This is a genomic window from Cupriavidus sp. PB-02, from assembly GCF_058252315.1.
Window position 1 is genome coordinate 1891445 of sequence record NZ_CM177694.1, and the last position, 20010, is coordinate 1911454.

At 62.3% G+C, this 20010-nt stretch carries 17 protein-coding genes and 2 pseudogenes; 7 read left to right on the forward strand and 12 right to left on the reverse strand.

Features of this window, described 5'->3' with window-relative positions; genetic code table 11:
- Window positions 1–9: 9 nt before the first annotated feature.
- The 8 genes and pseudogenes from AC10V3_RS09065 to AC10V3_RS09100 form a co-directional block, all read right to left on the reverse strand.
- Window positions 10–1116 (reverse strand): S-(hydroxymethyl)glutathione dehydrogenase/class III alcohol dehydrogenase, encoded by a 1107-nt coding sequence (locus tag AC10V3_RS09065; RefSeq protein ID WP_454751915.1) that lies wholly within the window; start codon window positions 1114–1116, stop codon window positions 10–12.
- A 35-nt stretch (window positions 1117–1151) separates the two neighbouring features.
- Complete coding sequence (locus tag AC10V3_RS09070; RefSeq protein ID WP_454751916.1) at window positions 1152–1874, reverse strand: enoyl-CoA hydratase/isomerase family protein; 723 nt, start codon at window positions 1872–1874, stop codon at window positions 1152–1154.
- The gene (locus AC10V3_RS09075) at window positions 1871–3052 is read right to left on the reverse strand and encodes a CaiB/BaiF CoA transferase family protein (protein ID WP_454752581.1); all 1182 of its coding nucleotides are present in this window, start codon (window positions 3050–3052) and stop codon (window positions 1871–1873) included. The genes AC10V3_RS09070 and AC10V3_RS09075 overlap by 4 nt, the downstream gene beginning before the upstream one ends.
- A 71-nt stretch (window positions 3053–3123) precedes the next feature.
- Entirely contained in the window at window positions 3124–4527 is a 1404-nt protein-coding gene (locus AC10V3_RS09080) for a short-chain fatty acid transporter (protein WP_454751917.1), read from the reverse strand.
- 65 nt (window positions 4528–4592) lie between these two features.
- Window positions 4593–5702: a Rieske 2Fe-2S domain-containing protein gene (locus tag AC10V3_RS09085; RefSeq protein ID WP_022534902.1), complete on the reverse strand. Its 1110-nt coding sequence runs from the start codon at window positions 5700–5702 to the stop codon at window positions 4593–4595.
- Between the two features lie 51 nt (window positions 5703–5753).
- Window positions 5754–6764, reverse strand: coding sequence for a PDR/VanB family oxidoreductase (locus tag AC10V3_RS09090; RefSeq protein ID WP_022534903.1), 1011 nt, complete (start codon window positions 6762–6764; stop codon window positions 5754–5756).
- A 200-nt stretch (window positions 6765–6964) separates the two neighbouring features.
- Window positions 6965–7846, reverse strand: coding sequence for a LysR family transcriptional regulator (locus AC10V3_RS09095; protein ID WP_022534904.1), 882 nt, complete (start codon window positions 7844–7846; stop codon window positions 6965–6967).
- A gap of 145 nt (window positions 7847–7991) precedes the next feature.
- Window positions 7992–8502: pseudogene (locus AC10V3_RS09100) on the reverse strand (tyrosine-type recombinase/integrase); the annotation flags it as partial.
- A gap of 20 nt (window positions 8503–8522) precedes the next feature.
- Here AC10V3_RS09100 and AC10V3_RS09105 point away from each other — a divergent pair.
- Window positions 8523–8918, forward strand: a pseudogene (locus tag AC10V3_RS09105) (PDDEXK nuclease domain-containing protein); the annotation flags it as partial.
- Here AC10V3_RS09105 and AC10V3_RS09110 read toward each other — a convergent pair.
- The 3 genes from AC10V3_RS09110 to AC10V3_RS09120 form a co-directional block, all read right to left on the reverse strand.
- Window positions 8915–9910: an SDR family NAD(P)-dependent oxidoreductase gene (locus AC10V3_RS09110; protein WP_022534906.1), complete on the reverse strand. Its 996-nt coding sequence runs from the start codon at window positions 9908–9910 to the stop codon at window positions 8915–8917. The pseudogene AC10V3_RS09105 and the gene AC10V3_RS09110 sit on opposite strands and share 4 nt — an antisense overlap.
- 55 nt (window positions 9911–9965) lie before the next feature.
- Window positions 9966–10376 carry an SgcJ/EcaC family oxidoreductase gene (locus AC10V3_RS09115; protein ID WP_013958850.1) on the reverse strand — a complete coding sequence of 137 codons (411 nt, stop codon included), beginning with the start codon at window positions 10374–10376 and terminating at the stop codon, window positions 9966–9968.
- A 210-nt stretch (window positions 10377–10586) separates the two neighbouring features.
- Window positions 10587–11261 carry an alpha/beta fold hydrolase gene (locus AC10V3_RS09120; RefSeq protein WP_041681400.1) on the reverse strand — a complete coding sequence of 225 codons (675 nt, stop codon included), beginning with the start codon at window positions 11259–11261 and terminating at the stop codon, window positions 10587–10589.
- A gap of 209 nt (window positions 11262–11470) precedes the next feature.
- On the opposite strand from AC10V3_RS09120, the gene AC10V3_RS09125 reads away from it, so the two are divergent.
- Window positions 11471–12247 carry an IclR family transcriptional regulator gene (locus AC10V3_RS09125; protein WP_022534908.1) on the forward strand — a complete coding sequence of 259 codons (777 nt, stop codon included), beginning with the start codon at window positions 11471–11473 and terminating at the stop codon, window positions 12245–12247.
- A 42-nt stretch (window positions 12248–12289) separates the two neighbouring features.
- Here AC10V3_RS09125 and AC10V3_RS09130 read toward each other — a convergent pair whose 3' ends face one another.
- Window positions 12290–13078, reverse strand: coding sequence for an IclR family transcriptional regulator (locus tag AC10V3_RS09130; RefSeq protein WP_490923543.1), 789 nt, complete (start codon window positions 13076–13078; stop codon window positions 12290–12292).
- A 122-nt stretch (window positions 13079–13200) separates the two neighbouring features.
- Here AC10V3_RS09130 and AC10V3_RS09135 point away from each other — a divergent pair, with 122 nt between their 5' ends.
- Genes AC10V3_RS09135 through AC10V3_RS09155 form a run of 5 tightly spaced genes read left to right on the forward strand, consistent with a single transcriptional unit; the run spans window position 13201 to window position 19976 of the window.
- Window positions 13201–14640, forward strand: a complete 1440-nt coding sequence (locus AC10V3_RS09135) for a carotenoid oxygenase family protein (RefSeq protein WP_022534910.1) — start codon at window positions 13201–13203, stop codon at window positions 14638–14640.
- Window positions 14641–14643: 3 nt separating this feature from the next.
- Entirely contained in the window at window positions 14644–16392 is a 1749-nt protein-coding gene (locus AC10V3_RS09140; RefSeq protein ID WP_022534911.1) for a class I adenylate-forming enzyme family protein, read from the forward strand.
- A 45-nt stretch (window positions 16393–16437) separates the two neighbouring features.
- Entirely contained in the window at window positions 16438–17913 is a 1476-nt protein-coding gene (locus tag AC10V3_RS09145) for a carotenoid oxygenase family protein (protein WP_022534912.1), read from the forward strand.
- A gap of 21 nt (window positions 17914–17934) precedes the next feature.
- The gene (locus AC10V3_RS09150) at window positions 17935–19176 is read left to right on the forward strand and encodes an acetyl-CoA acetyltransferase (RefSeq protein ID WP_022534913.1); all 1242 of its coding nucleotides are present in this window, start codon (window positions 17935–17937) and stop codon (window positions 19174–19176) included.
- A complete protein-coding gene (locus AC10V3_RS09155; RefSeq protein ID WP_349606033.1) occupies window positions 19173–19976 on the forward strand; it encodes an enoyl-CoA hydratase/isomerase family protein in 804 nt (267 codons plus the stop codon). Before AC10V3_RS09150 ends, AC10V3_RS09155 begins: the two co-directional genes overlap by 4 nt.
- Window positions 19977–20010 lie beyond the last annotated feature (34 nt).

The window sequence follows — 20010 nt, forward strand, 5'->3', positions numbered from 1 at the left end:
GCGAGCGCCTCAGTACAGCACCACCGAGCGGATCGACTCGCCGCGCTTCATCAGGTCGAAGCCTTCGTTGATGCGCTCCAGCGGCAGCGTGTGCGTGATCAAGTCGTCGATATTGAGCTTGCCTTCCATGTACCAGTCGACGATCTTCGGCACGTCGGTGCGGCCGCGCGCGCCGCCGAAGGCCGAGCCCTTCCACTCGCGCCCGGTCACCAGCTGGAATGGGCGCGTCGAGATCTCGGCGCCGGCCTCGGCCACGCCGATGATGATCGACTTGCCCCAGCCCTTGTGGCAGCACTCCAGCGCCTGGCGCATGACCTGCGTGTTGCCGATGCATTCGAATGAGTAGTCCGCGCCGCCGTCGGTCAGCTGGATGATGTGGTCGACGACGTTCTCCACTTCCTTCGGGTTGACGAAATGTGTCATGCCGAACTTGCGCGCCATCGCCTCGCGCGCCGGGTTCAGGTCCACGCCGATGATCTTGTCGGCGCCGACCATCCTGGCCGCCTGGATCACGTTCAGGCCGATACCGCCCAGGCCGAACACGACCACGTTGGCGCCGGCTTCCACCTTGGCGGTGAACAGCACCGCGCCCACGCCGGTGGTCACGCCGCAGCCGATGTAGCAGACCTTGTCGAAGGGCGCATCCGGGCGGATCTTGGCCAGCGCGATCTCCGGCACCACGATGTGGTTGGCGAAGGTCGAGGTACCCATGTAGTGGAAGATCGGCTTGCCGTCGATCGAGAAGCGCGAGGTGCCGTCCGGCATCAGGCCCTTGCCCTGCGTGGCGCGGATCGCCTGGCACAGGTTGGTCTTGCGCGACAGGCAGAACTTGCACTGGCGACATTCCGGCGTGTACAGGGGAATCACATGGTCGCCCGGCTTCAGCGAGGTCACGCCGGGGCCGACGTCGGTGACGATGCCGGCGCCTTCATGCCCCAGGATCGCCGGAAAGATGCCTTCCGGATCGGCGCCTGACAGCGTGTAGTAATCGGTATGGCAGATGCCGGTGGCCTTCATTTCCACCAGCACTTCCCCGGCGCGCGGACCGTCCAGGTCCACGTCTTCGATGGTCAGCGGGGCACCGGCTTCCCAGGCGATTGCAGCTTTCGTCTTCATAGTAGGCGCGTCTATAGTGTCAAAGTGAGTAAGGTCTATCGGCCGAGGTATTGCTCGATGCGTTGCCGCAGCCCGGGTTCCGCTGCGGACCGAACCAATGCCGCCATGTCGACATCCGCTGTCGGTGGATGTACCGCGGCGTAAAGGCTCTCCTGCGCCCGTGGGGAAAGCATGGTGGCGTCCTTGAGGTCACGCGCGAAGAGAGCAGTCCAGTCATCCTGCTCGGTCACGCGGGAGACCAGATCAATCTGGTTCGCTTCATCGGCGGGAATTTCACGAACAGTCTGCAGGATTTCGCGCGCCCGTTCGTTGCCGACAAGCGCGGCGAAGCGGCGCGTTCCAAGCACCAGATCAAACAAGAGACCGGGCATGCGGAATTTTGTGTCTGACGTGGCATAGCGCCGCTTGCATGCCGCGAACAGATCGACCCCGGCTCCGAAGTTCCTCCCGTGTGCGTACGCTACCGTCATACAGGGCGAGTACGCGATCAATTGCAGCAGCGTTTCGATCCTGACCAGGCGAAGGAGAAGGCTCGCGTCTGTTTCCTGGTCGAGACTGCCGAGGTCAAAGCCTGCGCAGAAGTTGCGCCCCATGCCACGAAAGGCGATGAGCCTGACAGCGTCATCGGTGTGGGCCTGTCGGATCGCCTGGATCAATGCTTCGACAAGTTCTGGAGACAAGGCATTCAGCTTGTCGGGCCGATTCAGCGTGAGCGTAACGGAATCACCGTCCCGATTCACGATCAGATTCTCATTCATTGCACGAACTCCTCATTGGATTCTTGGCTTGCGCCAAGGATTTCCATGTTGTGCTCCCCTAATGCCGGGGGAGCACTGCGGATCGGCAGGTTGTTTCCGGACAGGCGAATCGGCGAGGCAAAGGTACGAGTCTCCACACCATTGGGCAGCGTGAGGAGCTGGACCCATTGCATGTGTTTCACCTGTTCGTCGGCTAGCACGTCGGAGTAGTTGTTGATCGGCGCGCATGGCACCCCGGCAGCCCTGAATCGCATGAGCCAGGTCTCCGCGTCCTCCCGAATGAACTCGGTTTCCAGCAGCTCGCGCAGTTCAACCTGATGCTTGGCCCGAAGCGCCGGACTAGTGAAGCGGCTGTCGACCAACATCTCGTCGCGCGCCATGACGCCACATACCGCGCGCCACAGCGCATTGTTGCCGGCTGCCATGCCAAAGTAGCCATCGCGGCAGGCGAAGACCTGATACGGCGCATTGCGCGGGTGGGCGCTTCCCAGCTTGACCGGATCGCGGCCACTGCCGAAGAATTCGGAAGTCTGCAGGGCAGCAATGCCAAGCGTGGCACCGAGCATTGAGATATCAACGTGCGTGCCCTTGCAGGTTGCGCTTGCCTGTTGTAGCGCGCAGACCGCGGAAAACGCGGCGTAGAGCCCGGCGGAAAAATCGGCGATCGGCACGCCGCACTTTACGGGCGGACCGCCTGCCTCGCCTGTCACGCTCATGATGCCGCTCATGGCCTGCAGGGTCAGGTCGAAGCCGCCTTCGCTGGCCCGTGGGCCAGTCTGGCCGTAGGCGGAAATTGAACAGTAGACCAGTTGCGGATTTCTTTCACGTACGGCCTCGTAACCCAGGCCCAGCCGATCCATGACGCCGGGCCGGTTGTTTTCAATCAGGATATCTGCTGTGTCTATCAGATCAAGGGCCCTCGCCAAATCCTCAGTTTTCTTTAGATCTAGTGTGACCGACCGCTTGTTCCGATTCAGAGAGGCGAAGTTTTCGCTGTAGCCGGCCGAGATGGGCGGCCAACTCCGCAACGTATCCCCGGTTTCCGGATGTTCAATCTTGATGACGTCAGCCCCCATGTCCGCCAACAACATGGCGCAGTAGGGGCCCGCAGCCACATTGCAGATCTCGATTACCCGGACGCCTTGCAGGGGGAGGGCGTGTTGTATTGGATTGGTCATCGTGAGTGCCTGGAATTGATTGGAAAGTGGGGCCGGCGGAAGCAGGGGTGATTCCGCCGGGAGACCATCGGTCATGCGCTGATGTGCGGCACGACCAGCAGGTACAGCAAGCCGAAGAATGTTCCCGCGGTGATGAAGCTGACCAGCGTGAATCCCAGCACCCGCTGCACGCCAACGCCAGCGATTGCAACGACGGGAATGGCCCAGAAGGGTTGCAGCAGACTGCCGGCTAGCTCACCCGCTGCTACGGCCATCGAGGTGCCTGCCAGGGTTGAGCCAAGCTGTTGTGCTGCAGGAATCGTGAAGGGGCCCTGCACGGCCCAGTGACCACCGCCGCTGGGGATGAAGATGGTGATGATGATGGAGCCAAGATAGCTCCAAAACGGTAGCGTATCGGTGGACGCGAAGCGGATGAACGATGCCGAGGCAACTTCTGCCAGGCCGGTTGCATGCATGATTCCCATGATGCCCCCGTAAAAGGGATACTGCAGCAGCATGGGCCCGGTCACCTTCGCCGCTTCCGTCACCGCATGGACGTAGGCGCCGGCGCTTCCGTGCAGGCATAGCCCGGCGAGCAGGAAGATGAAGATGACTGTATTAATGTCCAGGTGAATGCCGGTCGCGCTCCATTGCTGCACTAGGTACGCTGCACCAGCCACGACGAACAACAGTGCGCACAGCCGGGACCTTTCAAGCAGACCCGCCAGGCAATCGCGCCGCTTGGGAGTGGCGACAGCGGCTTCGCTGGCCTCGATCGCCTTCGGATCTGCAGCAATCGTGTCGCTCTCCGATGGGCGCATCATCATGAACACCAGCGGCAGCAGCAGTGTGGCGATGAGCCCGGCCACGAGATTCCAACCGGAGAAAACCGTATCCGCCAACGGTACTACTGCGCGGGTGTGTTGCTCGACGATGTTGAGGGGGTTCCCCGGCGTTGCGATGGACAGAGCGATCGAACTGGACATGCCGGTGAAGGCCCAGAGAACCCACGCCGTGTAGCCAGCCGCCACGAGCCACGCGAAGTCTACGCGAACCCGCTTGGCAACTTCCTTGGCCAGCATCGCCCCGACCACCAGGCCGAATCCCCAGTTAAGGAACGTGGCGAAGGCACCCACGATTGAGACCAGCGCGACCGCTGACAGGGGGCCGGTAGCGAGCATGGTGAGACGTTGCAAGCCGCGCCGGATGACTGGAGCACTGGCCAGGGCGTAGCCCGTGACCAGCACCAGCACCATCTGGAAGGCAAAGGTGAAAATTCCAAAAATGCCTTTGTACCAACCGGACAGAATGTTGCTGACTGAGCCGCCGGGGGCAAAGACGGCTGCACAGGCCGCCGTCATCGCCGTCAGCAAGATCACGATCACGAACGGATCGGGCATCAGGCGTTCAAACAGATAAACGCATGATGCGATTGCGCGCTGCATCCATGTCTTTTGTGACAGGGGCCCGGACAGGGCGATTTCCTGTGCATCCATGATTTGTCTCCTCACCAGAGGGTTGCGGGCCCGTATCGGGCCTCTGTAGTCGGTGGCGCTATGCCCTACGCGGCGGCTTCGGCGGGCTGGGGATGGATGGGGATGATGGCTTTCTCGTCCTGGCGCTCTTGTCGCTGCATGGCCATCAGAATCTGTCGGGCGCGGCGCAGGGCCTTGTCCGTTTTCAGGAAGAGTTCGGAGTAGTCGTCGTCGGGATAGTCAAACATCTTCTGCTGCCGCTCCAGCGCCCATTGATCCTGGGCGACGACTTCCGGAAACATTTCGGCCACTTTGTGGGCGGTGAGAATGCTGGTGTCGCTCAGCGTCGTATGCCCCTTCGTGCAGGAGACATTCCAGCGCCACACCAGATTGGCCTCATCGACCGGGTAATGCAGGTGCAGGAGCGTGTAGCCGCGTTCCATCGCGGTCCCCAGTTGACCTTCAGGCGCGACGTGCATTTCGACGCGGGTCAGGCCCGGACTCACCATGCAGTGAGTATGCAGGCGCTCGACTTCATCGTAGTGGAACCACTCACGCAGGTATGGCGGCTGCTCGTAGCCGTGCACATGGCGGATGGTCTTGACATAGTCGTAGCCCCCGGCGTTACCCTCTTCGAGCTGTACGGGAATCAGGCTGTTCGCCTTGTCTCCGATGTTGCCGTCATGCAGGGGATAGAAATGGGTGATGTCGAGCAGGTTCTCGATCAGCAGTAGATAGTTGGCTGGAACTTCCAGTGGTTGCGGCGAGCCAACGGCATCCTTGTCCGGGGAGATGACTTCCGGTGTGCGAGGTGGTTCGATGCCAGACGCGGCCTTCTGATCGCCAGGCCAGACCCAGACGACGCCGTCCGTTTCCCGCACTGGAATGACATGCAGGCGCGCCTGCGGCGGGATCTTGCCAGGCTGGGATGGGATCTCTACGCACTGTCCGGTCGCGTCATAGCAGAGACCGTGGTACGCACATTCGAGACGGCCATCGTCGAGCAGCTTGCTCTGGGAGAGAGGGAAGCGCTTGTGACAGCAACGATCGTCAAACGCGACCACTTCGCCACCGTCGGTACGCCACATGACGATGGGCTTGCCGGCAATCTTGAACCCCTTCAGCTCATGGGCCGGAAACTCCCGCGAGAAACCGATGGGGTACCAGCAATTCTTCACAAACTCGAACTTGCTCATCTCTGTTGTCTCCTCGTCTTTTGGGGGATGCAGAACCCAGCAATTGCTGACCTATAGGTCAAGGGTCAAGGTTGTGCTCTTGGCACGGCAGCAGCAGATCATGACGAACTCCTGCTGGTCGTCTTCGTCGAGTACGCTGTCGCTATGGATCGGTTCACCATCCAGATAGCGCGTCATGCAGGTGCCGCAATAGCCTTCTTCGCAGGACACATCGACGTCGACGGCGTTTTCCCGCAGGATCTGGACAATGGTCTTGCCAGGCGGCACGGTGAAGGTCTTGCCACAGCGGGCGAGGCACACCTCGAACGGGATTTCCGCCGCAGCGGGGGTTGCGCTGGTGCCCGATGAAGGGGCTGAGAAGCGCTCGCAATGTCTGGTGCCTGGCGCCCAGTGCGTGGAACTGGCGTCGACGGCGTCCATGAAACGCGAGGGGCCGCAGTAGTAGAGATGCGCACCAGCCGGCTGTTCGCGCAGGACAGCGCTCAGATCGAGGCCGTTTGCGGGATTACCGTCGTCATGGTGGACCACGGCAATGCCGGCCTGTACGAGCAGCCTGAGTTCCTCGAGGAAAGCAGTGCGTTCTGGGGAGCGCGTGCAGTAATACAGTTGGAACGTGTCGCCCCGCGCCAGCGCGGCGTTCATCATGGATCGGATGGGGGTAATGCCGATACCACCCGCTACAAAAACGTGGCGTGAGGTTTCTGCGAGCGGAAAGTGATTGCGGGGCGCCGAAATCAGCAGGTGATCGCCGGCGGTAAGTTGGTGCATTCCGACCGAGCCGCCACGGCCGGCGGGATCCCTCAACACCGCGACGACGTAACGGCTGGCATCGAGTGGATCGCTGCAGATGGAGTACTGCCGGATCAGGCCCGACGGAAGATGAACGTCGACATGGGCGCCGGCTGAAAAGGCCGGCAACGGCATGCCAGTCGGGTCTACCAACTCGAATGCGCGGATGTCGTCAGCGAGCTCGCTGATGGAACGGATGGAAACGGGGAACTTGCCAGTTGCCATTGGCCGTGAACGGGTGGCGGCAGGCGGTCTTTCGACGATGAGGTCCATCGCGGTCTCCTGTAGGCTTGCCCACCGGCCGAGCGTGGCGGTAAGGTCGTCTGTGATTTGATCCAAGCCTAGAAGTCGCGATTGTTTAATTCAAACGATATATTTTTACCGAATCACATCGGAATTATTGATGTTTACGGGTCAGGGCTGCGTCTGCGCACGGGCGCCCGGGGATGTGACGCCGACGACCTTCCGATGCGTTACTTTTGGAACTCACTGACGCTTTGTGCGAGTTCGGCGATCGCGCTAGGAAGGGAGTAGGTGTGCTCGGGGGACACGGCCGCGACAAACTCGACCGGATCGAAGGGGTTGCGAACCTCAATGATTTCCAGCAAACCATCGCCGAGTTGGCGCTGGTAGTTAGGAACTGGGAGATAGGTCACGCCCATTCCTGCTATTGCCAGGGATGCTGCGACGCCCATGCTCTTGCAGCGCGCCAGGTAGCGGCAATGCGCGTGATCGCGCAGGAACCAGGCATCGATGGCCGCGCTGTGGAATGACTGTGGCTTCAGCCCAATGATTGGATACTGCGCCAGTTCCGCGGGCGAATGAATGTGCCGGGCTGCCAGGCCTGGACTTGCCATCCAGGCGAAATCGACTGTCCCGAGAGAAATGGCCGAGACGTCATGCGTGTGGGTATGCCCAGGTGCCAAGACGAGGTCGAGTTCGCCTTGCGCAAGCGCATTCATCAGATCGCTCGTCAGAGCCTCGTCGATCTCCAAGCGTACTTGCGGATACTCTTTCGCGATCCTCTTGATTAGGGCTGGCAGCCAAGAGATGGAGACAACTTCCGCGACACCAATTCGGATGGTGCCGCTCACGGAATCGGGCGCAGCAACGCGATGGGATAACTCCGAGGAAAGATTCAGAATACGCGTCGCATAGTCGAAGACTTCACGCCCACGCGGAGTCAGCCGGGCCTTACGCTGAGTTCGGTCAAAAAGTTCGACGCCCAAGCTACGCTCCAACTCACGCAGCCTCATTGAGACTGTCGATTGCGTTGCACATAGCCGCTCTGCCGCGGCGGCGAATCCGTCAAGCTGGACTATCCAATAGAAGGTCTCAAGCTGCTGTAGCGTCATGTTTTTCGTGGGTTTGTTCCCATTGAGTTCCTCAAAGCATATACGGACCGGTTGCTGCCAGTCACCAGACCGAGCTACTAAAACGCAGAACTCGCAGCTACGGTGCAGTCAAAATTTCATGTTCATGAAATAACCCATCATCCTTCTATTTCTCAGTGCCCCAGTCGATCCGGTGCCGCGCCTGTGTGGCTTCATGCCGCGCATCCTCCTCGCTGTGCAGGTAGCCGCTCGTCGTCGACAGCGAGCTGTGCCCAAAGCTGTCGCACACAAAGCGCAGGTCGACCTGCTGGTCGGTTATGTACGAACCGGCGGTGTGGCGCAGCCAGTGCGCCGAGGCGCTCGCCAGCACCGCGGCTTGCGCCTCCCACTCTGGCCCCCGCGCCCGCAAGCGCTCCGCGGCTAGGCCAAACACCTTTTTCAGGATCAGGTGCAGCGCGCCGCGTGACAGCGGTTTCTCGTGACCCTCGCTTCCAATCACCGGTAGCACCAGCGGACGCGTCTCCCCGAACTGCGGGGTAGGCGGCAACGCGTGGGCGCGGCGGTAGCGCGCCAGTTCGGCAATCAACTCGTCGGTCGCCGGCACCAGCCGGGTGTTGTTGCCTTTGCCGGCCACCTCCAGCCACCAGCCGCTCGATGCCCTGGGCATCCGTAGAACAAAGTTTCCTTTGTTCTACGCTTGGAGGCAGCGCTGGTCGAACACATAACTCGTTTCCTACTCGAGCTCGGGGCCGGCTTCGCCTATGTCGGCCGACAGGTTCACCTCGAAGAGGTGGCGATGATTTCTACCTTGATCTGCTGTTCTACCACCTCAAGCTGCGCTGCTATATCGTCATTGAACTGAAGACTGGCGCCTTTAAGCCCGAGTATGCAGGTCGGATCAGTTTCTACCTGTCGGCGGTTGAGGACTTGATGAAAACCGAGGCCGACCATCCTACCATCGTGGCTGCTGTTATGCCAGGAACACAACCGGCTGGTGGTCGAGTACGCGCTGAGCGGCATGGGGAATCCGATAGGCGTAGCCCAGTACCAGTTCATTGCGGAACTGAACTGGACTTCCTCTACGACGGCTTAGACTTCTACCGAATTCACTGACGCCAAGTTCACAGTTTCATAATCGCCGCGCGGAAGCACCAGCGATTCGAGTTTGGCCACCACATCGGACGGTGTCGCAGTGGACTTAGGTGTATGTGCGTAGATATGCGGGCGCCGCTCCTTGCGATCGAACCAGATCGCCTCGGGGCGTACCTGCTCCGGCCGGCGGCTAGCCAACCAGACGATGGTGTCGGCGCCCTTCTGATGGTCGCGCAGCACGGATTTGAGGATGGCGACGAAGCGCGGCATCGAGCGGTTGACGCTGGCGGTATTGACCCAACCGGGGTGCATCGCATAGAAGCACTTGCCGGTGTCGGCGAAGGCCGCACGCCAATGCGTCATGAGCATCATCTGCGCGCGCTTAGCAAGGCCGTAGGCGCGCACGCCGAGATAGCCGGGGCCGGTGATATTGAGATCGTCGACCACCATCGCGTGGTTGTACATGCCGCCCGACGCCACCTCGATCACGGTGGCATCGTCGCGCAGCATCTTGCGTCCCAGCAATTCGCGCAACAGCAGATAGTGGCCGAGAACGTTTGTGGCAAACGAGGTCTCGAGCCCCTCTCGGGTGATGATCTGGTCCCGCTTCTGGATGCCCACATTGTTGACCGCCACATCGATGCGCACCCCGCGCTGCTCCAGGCGGTCAACCAGCGCCCAGACGTCAGCCTGCAGTGAGAAGTCCGCTGTCTCGATCTGTACCGCTTCCGGTCGCGTCACCGAGGCGGCGAACGCCTTCAGCTTGGCGGTGTCTCGCGCCACGCAGATGACGATAGCGCCGGCCGCCACGGCTTGCCGAGCAGCGGAGGCGCCGATCCCTTCCGAGCCACCAGTGACCAGCCAGGTTTGCCCGCGGAAATCCGGGTTGATCCGGCGCCAGAACATGCGGCGCGCGTGATAGCCGATCGCACTGTAGCTCGCCGTGAAGCGGCAATAGAACGCGATGATCTTCTTGAGTGGGGTCTTGGCCATGATACTGGAACTGATAGTTGAGCTGGAATGCGTTGTGCGGTGCCGCGGATCAGCCTTACGCGTGAGGATCGGCGCTCAGGCCGAGGGCCTTCAGCAGCGTCGGACGGTCGTAGTACTCCCGCCACAGCGAGATCAGCGCGCCGTCGAACTCGAGGATGCCGACCGTCGGAACCGAACGGCCAACGCCGTCAATGATGATTTCGTCGATCCGCTCCACGATGAGCGCCTCGTCGGCAGTACCCATGCGCTGGATATGCAGCTTGACATGCTTGTTAGGCTTCGCCGCTTTCTCGATGCGCTCTAGGAATGCTTGCCGCCCCACGCAAGGGTCCAGCATCACCGAATGCAGCACGCCGTCCGGGGCGAACAGGCTGGCGCACTTTTGCCAATCCTTTGCTTCCCAGGCTTGTGTCATTTCCCTAAAGACATCTTTCTTCTGTTCTGCGGAAAGTGTGGATGCGACCATCTGGATTCCTCTTTTCGTTATCGGTTGAATTGCCGGCTGTCGTCCCTGACTGGCCGCTGGTCCTGCGTGGTCTCGCGCCCGCGCATTCTGCTGCTAATGAATGCTGCTAGCCCCGCGGGTGAGGGTCTTTGCAGTTGAATTACAGCGCTTGCTGTGCTGTCTATCCAGATCAATCTGGAAAATATCTCGTATGTCGAGAAAACGGCGGCACTACGCGGTGCTTCGCTCCCGCAGCAACTCCCTTAAAGCACTGGCAACTGCTGAGGGTTGTTCGAGCGGCGCCATATGTCCCGCCCGCTCGATCCAGGTCAGGCTGGCGCTCGGTATCTGCGCGGCAATTTCCGCCGACAACGCAGGCGGTACGACGCGATCTGCGCGTCCGCAGATGGCGGCGACTGGCATTTGCGCCGCAAGCAACGCAGCACGCGTATCGCGCCGGGACATGATGGCGCGGATCTGGCGCGCGAAGACGTCGGGACCAAGCGTTTCGAACATCGTGCGCAGCGCTTGGGCCGGGACGCTGTCCCCGGCATGCGCGGGATGGAGATTAAGCGCAAGCAGTTTGTGTGTCAGCGCTGAGAAATCCGTCTGGATTGCGTCGAGCAGCGTCTTGCGGCCGGCCGTCTGTTCTGGACTCTCGGGCCGCATGGACGTACCGAGCAGCGCGAGGTGGGACACGCGCGATGGCGCCTGCGCCACGATTTCCTGCGCGACGTAGCCTCCCATCGAAAAGCCGGCCAGCGCGAAGCGCCCTTGCTGCTGCGCCAGCACGCTCTGCGCCATCTCGGCAATGCTGGTCTGCCAGCTCAGATCCGCAACGCTGATGTCCGCCACGTCGGTGAGTTCGGCGGCGACCAGGTCCCACACGCTGGCGGTGTTCATCATGCCCGGCAGCAGCCATAGTCTGATGCGATTCAATGCAGCCTCCGTTCGACTAGAGTGGGGCGTCGCGCGTTGTTCCCTGCTTGCCATGACAGCGCGTTCACCGAATCACCATCATCCCGATGGTTAGTGCCAGCGACCGACAGCCCCGTTTGTCGCGATTACAAGGGACGGACTTTCGGCATACAAGCGGAATTTGCTATATTTGCTCAATGGATGAGAAAAATACTGCTTTGTCCCCCGTAGCGGGCACGCAAAGTGCCGCCAGGGCCTTGTCGCTGTTGCGGCATGTTGGCGCCAACCATGGCTCCGGCATCCGGCTGCGCGATCTGATCGCGGTGTCAGGGCTTGATCGCTCGACCACGCATCGTTTGCTGACGTGTCTGATCGAAGAGGGCTTCGTCGAGCGCATCGGTACCACGAAGCTCTACCGGCTCGGAATCGAAGCTCTGCAATGGGGGTTCTCGTCCGCTGGGCTGTCTAGCGTAAGCGATCGTTTTCGCCCGGTGATGCAGCGGCTGGCTCGCCAGACCGGTGACACGGTATTCCTGCTCGTGCGCAGCGGCGATTTCGCCGTTTGCCTGTGCAGAGAGGAGGGCGATTATCCGGTCAAGGCTTTCATCGTGCAGGTCGGCGTTCGGCGCCTGCTCGCCACTAGCGCAGTGGGTGTTTCCATCATGGCCATGCTGCCCGATGAAGAGATTGCACAAATGCTCGCAAGAAATGGCAAGGAGTACAGCCGGCTCGGTATCAGCGCAAGCCAGCTGCGCCAGCTGATCGCACGCGCACGAAAGCTCGGTTACTCGGAGTCGGCGGATCCACATGTCGAAATGAGCGGTGTAGGATGCGCGTTCGCGCTGACCCGCAACAGCTATGCAGGGATTAGTATCGCGGCGATCAACTCGAGGATGCCGGCGAAGCGTCGCGCGGAACTGGGCGAGTTGCTGGTGCAAGAAGTCGGCCCGTTTGGTTGGCGCGGCGAGGGATAATAGACTGCTTATACGGCAAGGCGCGGCTGGCCCCGCCTGGTCTCACATCAGCTGACGGGCCAAAGTTTGCAATTTCGGCCCGATCTCTTCCAGCAGCCAGGATCGGTTCAGTGGACGTCCCTGGAACGCGCAGTTTAGCGCCGCGGGCTCACCGCGATCAATCCGGCCGAGTGGCACGGCCACCGCCTGCACATCGGGAAAGATTTCGCCGACCGACACGCAGGCCCCCCAGCGCGAATACTCGGCCATGTTGCGGCGTAACTCCGCCTGGTGCCGCTGCCACTCCTCCGGCGCGCGGACCCGCAACTGGTTCATCAAGGCCTCGCGCTCTGATGGCGCGCATGACATCAGGTAGGCTCGCCCGATCGCGGTCCCGGCGAGGGACTGCCGCGTCCCCACATCCAGCGGATAAACCTTGTGGTGGTGCGAGCGGATTGCCTCGATATAGACGACGCTGAGGCGGTCCCGGATACCGATCGACACCGAGCCTCCCGTGCTTTCGGCAAGTTCGAGCAGGTAGGGTCGTGCGCGCCGGCGGATCGTGAACAATTCCAGCAGCGGGTAGCTCAGCGAGAGCACCGCACTTCCGAGCCGGTATTTGCCGTGAGGCTCGTCCTGGGCCAGATAGCCCATTGCCACCAAGGTGTAGGTCAGTCGCGAAATGGTCGCCACCGGCAGCTCCAGGCGGCGCGAGAGATCCTTGTTACCCAGTACCGGCTCCTCAGGCGTAAAGCAGCGCAACAGAGCGATCCCGCGCGCCAGCGTCGTGGCGAATTGGCGGTCTCCCTCGTATTCGAGCAGGTCGAGCGGTACGCGGCGCGGAACGGACATGAACAGGGTATTTATGACATATCGAAACAACCATCAGTATATCAAAAATGCTGTCGGTGTTTCCCGAGCTCACTCCCTAGACTGACGCCATCGATCTTCACAGCGCAACGGAGGCACTCAGTATGCAAGACGATCTGCCCGTCCTCGACAATCCCGCCCTGAGCGGCAACAACGCGGGCATCCAGCAGGAAGACTCTTTTGACGAGTTGCCCGTGATCGGCTGTGTGCCGGCGGATCTGAATGGGCTGTATGTGCGCAACGGACCCAACAACTACTTTCCACCTGACTGGCGCTATCACGCCTACGACGGCGACGGCATGCTGCATGCGGTGCGCTTCCGCAACGGCAGGGTGAGCTACCGCAACCGATGGATCGCCACCAGCGCGCTGCAGGAAGAGAAGGCCGCGGGGCGCGCGCTGTGGAAGGGACTAAAGGAACCGCTGCGCGCGGACCGGCCCGACGAGCCGCTCAAGAACACCTCCAACACCGATGTGAAGTACCACGCGGGCCGGCTGATTACCATGTGGTATCGCTCTGGTATGCCGTACGCGGTCGATCCCGACAGTCTGCAGACCATTGGTCCCGCCGATTTCAGCGGGGCCGTTACACGGATCTCGGCGCATTCCAAACCGGACGAGCACACCGGCGAGCTGATGTTCTTCGACTATGGCTTGACGCGGCCGTTTATGGAATACGGCGTGATCGGACGGGATCGAAAGGTCGTGTACCGCACCGAAATCCCGCTCGACGCGCCAAGTCTTCCGCACGACATGGCCATCACCGAGCACTACAGCATTCTGCACGACTTCCCGTTGCGGCCAGACGCCGAGGCGCTGCGCGCGGGACGCTACAAGCTGCGCTTCGATGTCAGCGAACCGTCGCGCTTTGCAGTGATTCCGCGCCATGGCCACGCAGATGAGATTCGCTGGTTCAGCGCCAAGCCAACGTACATGCTGCACGTTGTCAATGCATGGGAAGACGGTGACGAGATCGTGATGATCGGCACGCCGTACCGCATCCACGCAGGCCCCGACGGTCAGCCGGACGCGCGCAGGCTGGAGCGGACCATCCATTTGCGGCAGCGCGACTTCCTGCTCTACCAGTGGCGCTTCAATCTGAAGACAGGCGAGACGCGCGAAGGCCCGATCGATGACGTGCTCAACACGGAATTCCCCGTCATCAACAGCACGTACCAGGGGCGCAGGAATCGCTGGTCGTACAACGTAGTGTTTCCGCATGGCGGCCACGAAGAGCCCCGCTTCCCGGGGCTGGTCAAGTATGACCTCGATACCGGCGGCTATGTCGCATACAGCGCCGGCCCGCGCCATTTCTACAACGAGCCCGGCTTCGCGCCGCGCGACAACAGCATGGCCGAAGACGACGGCTACTTGGTCTGCTTTGTCTGGAACCCTGTTGATGCCCGCTCGGAAATTCAGGTGTTTGATTGCAGGGGCGCGAACCTTGCCCAAGGACCCGTTGCGCGCGTGCTGTTGCCACGCCGCGTCCCCAACGGTTTTCACGCCACCTTTGTCAGTCAAGCGACGCTTAATCGTTGGAAGTAAATCATGATCTTGGTATCCAGGGACAAAATCGAAGACTATGTCGCGCGCGGATGGTGGGGCGAGCGGACGCTTGGCGCAATGTTCGTCGAGACCGCGGTGCGGCAGCCTACCGCCTTCGCAGTCGCCGATCCACCTAACCGGTCTGCGCTGTGGGGCAAGGCGGCGCAACAGTGGACGTGGGGCGAACTCCTCGAGCAAGTCGGCCGCTACACCGCTTGGCTGCACCGGCAAGGTTTGCGCAAGGACGACATCATTGTGCTGCAGCTCCCGAATTGCGTTGAGCTGCACGCGCTATACATTGCTTGTGCCATCTCCGGCGTCATCGTGTCGCCTGTGCCGATGCAGTACCGCTGGCATGAGCTGTCCCACGTGCTGAGCATCACCGGCGCGAGGTTCGCCATCACGACGCAGCGCGTCGGTTCCTTCCACGCGGCCGAGCAGTGGGCCGCCTACATGACGCAATGCGCCGCGCTGGAGCAAGTCTGGTGCTATCGGGACGGTTCGGACGACGCCTTGCCGCCCGCCATCGGCGACCTTGACGCCGCGCTAACGGCTACCACTGGGTGGAACGCGGCGGCGCTATGCGCGCACATGGAGGCGATTGGCCTGACGGCCCATGACGTCTTCACCATCTGCTGGACCTCCGGCACCGAAGCCCGCTCCAAGGGGGTGCCGCGCAACCACAACGAGTGGTTGGTGGTCGGTCAATCGGTGGTGGAGGCCGGCCGCCTGCAGCCCGGCAACCAGCTGCTGATTCCTTTCCCCTTCGTCAACATGGCGGGAGTCTCGACCAGCCTCGTGGCGTGGCTGCTGATCGGCGGCGGCTTGCATCATCATCACCCGTTCGACATCGAGGTATTTCTCACGCAGTTGCGAACCAGCCTGATCGACTATACGGTGGCTGCCCCGGCCGTGCTGAGCCGCCTGCTCAAGGAGCCGGAACGTCTCAGCGAAGTCGACCTGCAGCGCCTGAAACGCATCGGTTCGGGCGGCGGCCCGCTGGCGGACTGGCTGGTGGCGCAGTTCGCGCAGCGCTTCAACGTCGAAATCGTCAATTACTTCGGCTCGAATGAAGGCGCGGCACTGTCGTCGACGCCGGAGGACATCCCCGACCGCAGCCAGCGCGCGCTGTACTTTCCGCGCATGGGAGTGCCCGGTTACACCTGGTCGCACTCCAATGCAAAGCGTATCCGCACCCGCCTCGTTGATCCCGATACCGGCGCGGAGATCGATGTGCCGGGCCACGTCGGCGAACTCCGCTTCCAGGGACCAGCGATCTTCAGCGGCTATTTCAACGCCCCTGAGCTGTCGGCGCGCGCGTTCGACGAGCAAGGCTACTACCGCACCGGAGACCTGTTCGAAATCGCTGGAAATCGTCATCAGTTCTATCGCTTCGCAGGGCGCCACAAGGACATCGTGATCCGCGGTGGCATGAATATTTCGTCGGAGGAAGTCGAGAACCTGCTGCTCGGCCACCCCGATGTCCGGGAGGTGGCGGTAATCGGCAGCCCCGATCCGATACTGGGCGAGCGTGTCTGCGCGGTAGTAGTGCCGCAACCAGACGCCACCGTCACGTTGCCTGCGCTGGTGGCGCATTTGCGCGCGGAAGGTGTCGCAGCCTTCAAGCTGCCGGAGCAATTGCTGATCACGGCCGAGCTCCCACGCAACCCGGTCGGCAAGGTGCTCAAGCGGGAGTTGCGCCAGTTGCTGGCGAGCGTAAGTCAGAACACGAGTGCGGCGGTGCAGGGGTAGCACTGAATCGCCCGCATCGATCAAATTTCATATAGCGAGTCAACCATGCATGTCGAAGTCGTCGGAGAAATCCACCCTACGCTAGCGCTCGAAGGGCATCCCTACACTTCCGGGCCGTTCACCCCTAACTATCGCGAAGTCAATGCCGTTGACCTCGAGGTCGAAGGGACGATCCCGGCACGCCTCAATGGCGTCTATCTGCGCAACACGCAGAACCCGGTGCACCAGCCGCTCGGCAAGTTCCATCCTTTTGATGGTGACGCAATGTTGCACTTGATGAGCTTTCAAAACGGGCGCTGCGAATACCGCAACCGCTTCGTCCGCACCAAGGCGTTCCAGCAGGAGCAACAAGCCGGGCGGGCGCTGTATGCCGGCCTGATCGACAAGCCGAGCTTGTCGGAGCTGCCGGGCTGGGGCGCGCGCGGCGGGCTGCGCGACAGCGCCGCGACCGACGTCATCGTCCATGCCGGCAAAGCGCTCGCGATGTTCTATCAATGCGGCGAACCGTACCGGTTGGATGCACGTACCCTGGAATTGGAGGGGGTCGATGCCTGGGGCGCCGACGTGTTGCGGGACTGCGGCCTCTCCGCCCATGCCAAAGTCGATCCTCGCACCGGCGATCTGCTCTTTTTCAACTACAGCAAGGACGCCCCGTACATGCATTACGGCGAGGTCGACCGGCAAAACCGGCTGGTGCACTACGTGCCGGTGCCGCTGCCGGGCCCACGGCTTCCGCACGACATGGCGTTCACCGAACATTTCGCCATCCTGAATGACTTTCCGCTGCATTGGGACGAGAATCTGCTGCCGCAAGGCAAGCACAAGCTCAGCTACTACCCCGACAAGCCGTCGCGCTTTGCCATCGTGCCGCGCCGCGGGGCCGCCTCGGCGCAGATCCGCTGGTTCGAGGCGAGCCCGACCTACGTGCTGCATTGGCTCAATGCCTGGGAAGACGGTGACGAGGTGGTGCTGCACGGCTATCACCAGAAGACGCCCATGCCGAAGGCCGGCTACGACAACACCGGCAACACCATGGGGCCGGACCGGTATGGCCCGACGCTGTACGAATGGCGCTTCAACCTGCGCACCGGCGCTACGCGCGAACGCCGCCTGGACGAGCGCTATCTCGAATTCGGCATGGTCAACATGGAGTACTGGGGCAAGCCGTATCGTTACTCGTACAACATGCTTGCGCATCCCGGAGCATTCCTGTTCGACGGCATCCTGCGCTATGACCACACCACCGGCGAGTCGCAACAGTATCTGTTCGGCGAAGGCCGCTTCGGCAGCGAATCGCCGATGGCGCCGTGTCACGACGCGCAGGGTGAGGACGATGGCTATGTGGTCAGTTTCGTCACCGACATGAACACCGAGCGTTCCGAATGCCTGGTGCTGGACGCCCGCGATCTCGCCGCCGGGCCGGTCGCGCGCATTTTCCTTCCCCATCGCGTCAGCAGCGGCACGCATGCGTGCTGGGCCGATGCGAGGGACATCCAGTCCGATTGGGCTGGCTTGCTGTGAACCCCCAACCGAGCCATTGACATGAGCCAATCCGCATACATCCTCGGCGGCTACCAGACCGACTTCGCCAAGGTCTGGTCCCGCCATGGACAGGACATCTCCGACATCATCCGCGACACCACGCTCGGCACCCTCGACGCCTGCGCGCTCGATGCAGCGCAGATCGAGAGCATCCACGTCGGCAACGCGTTCGGTGAACTGCAACGCCAGCAGGCGCATCTCGGCGCGATGGTGGCGCAAGTGGTGCCGGAACTGTGGGGCGTACCGGCCATGCGCCATGAGGGCGCCTGCGCGTCGTCGTCGCTGGCAGTACTGACGGCGATGGCGGAGCTCGAAGCCGGGCGCTATGATTGCGTGCTGGTGGTAGGCGCCGAGGAGTTTAAAAACATCTCGGGCCACGAAGCCTCAAAAAATCAGAATTCCGCCGCGTGGCAAGGTCGCGAAGAGATCGAATGTACCTTCATGTGGCCCGCGGCATTTGGGCGCATCGCGCACGAGTATGAGCGCCGCTTCGGCTTGGACCGAAAATACCTGAATCGCATTGCCGAGATTAACTACGGTAATGCTCGCCGCAATCCATTGGCGCAGACCCGCAACTGGCAGTTCAACGCCGACAGTTTCACCGACAACGACGAAGCCAACCCGCTGATCGAGCCGGGCACGCGCCGCCAGGACTGCGGCCAGGTGACCGACGGCGGCTGCGGCATTGTACTGGCCTCGCCGCGCTTCGCGCAGGAGTATGCGTGCCGGCGCGGCACATCGGTCGACCAACTGCCGCGTATCGCAGGGTGGGGACACCGCACCGCCGGCCTGCGCTTGCAGGACAAGTTGGAGCGCAGCCGTGACCAGGCCTATGTATTCCCGCACCTGCGCCACGCCATCGAGGATGCCTGGCGACGGGCCAATGTGACGGGTATTGAGGCGATCGACGGGGTCGAGACCCATGACTGCTTCACCACCACCGAGTACGTGGCGCTGGATCACCTCGGCCTGACGCCGCCGGGGCAGAGCTGGCAAGCCGTGGAAGACGGCAGCATTGAACCGGGCGGACGGTGCCCCGTCAATATGAGCGGCGGTTTGATTGGGTGTGGGCACCCGGTGGGCGCCACCGGCGCGCGCATGTTGTTGGATGCCGCGCGCCAGGTGACCGGCACGGCAGGGGAGGCGCAAATCGAAGGCGCAAAGCGGCTCCAGACGCTGAATATCGGCGGGTCGTGCGCCACCGTGGCCAGCTTTGTGGTGGAGCGGGAGGGGGAAGCGTGAAGCCGCTCACTGAGATCGGTGCCGATACGAAGGCCACCATGCCGGTGCTGGCATGGCGGGATGGGAGCCTTGCGCATATCCGCTTCAACCGGCCGGCGGCGCGCAACGCCGTCGACCTTGCGCTAGCGCGGGCCTTCCGCCTTGCCTGCGAAGACCTCGCGGCCGCCACCGATGTGCGTGCACTGATCCTGAGCGGCGAAGGGCGGGCCTTCCTGTCCGGCGGCGATCTGCAGGCGATGACCTCGGCGCATGGCAGCCCGGCCGAGATTGTCGACGAAATGCACGGCGCGCTTGCCGTGATGGAGCGTCTCGAATTCCCGAAGGTAGCCGCCGTACACGGCGCGGTGGCGGGCGGTGCCATCGGCGTGATGCTGGCCGCGGACCTGATCGTCGCCGCGGCGGATACGCGCTTCAATGTCGCCGCCGCGCTGGTCGGCGCGAGCCCCGAGTGCGGCACCACCTGGCGCCTGCCACGCGCCGTGGGGCTGCGTCGCGCCCTGGAGCTTGCGCTGTTGTGCGAGCCGCTGTCCGCGCCAGACGCATGCGCTGCCGGCCTGATCAACCGCGTGGTGGCACCGGCGGAGCTGATGGCTGAGGCCGAGGGGATCGCGCGTCGCCTGGCAGCCGGTCCGCCGCTGGCGCTGGCGCTGACCCGGCGCTTGCTGCTCGATGCCGGCCAGCGCGATCTGACGGCCCAGCTGCGCGCCGAGGCCGAAAGCTTCGCGCTATGTGCCGCGAGCGCGGACTTCACCGAAGGCGTGACGGCGATGCTGCAGAAGAGGCAGGCTAACTTTGGCTGACATCAATCGGATCGAGCGGACTGCTGTTCCGCTC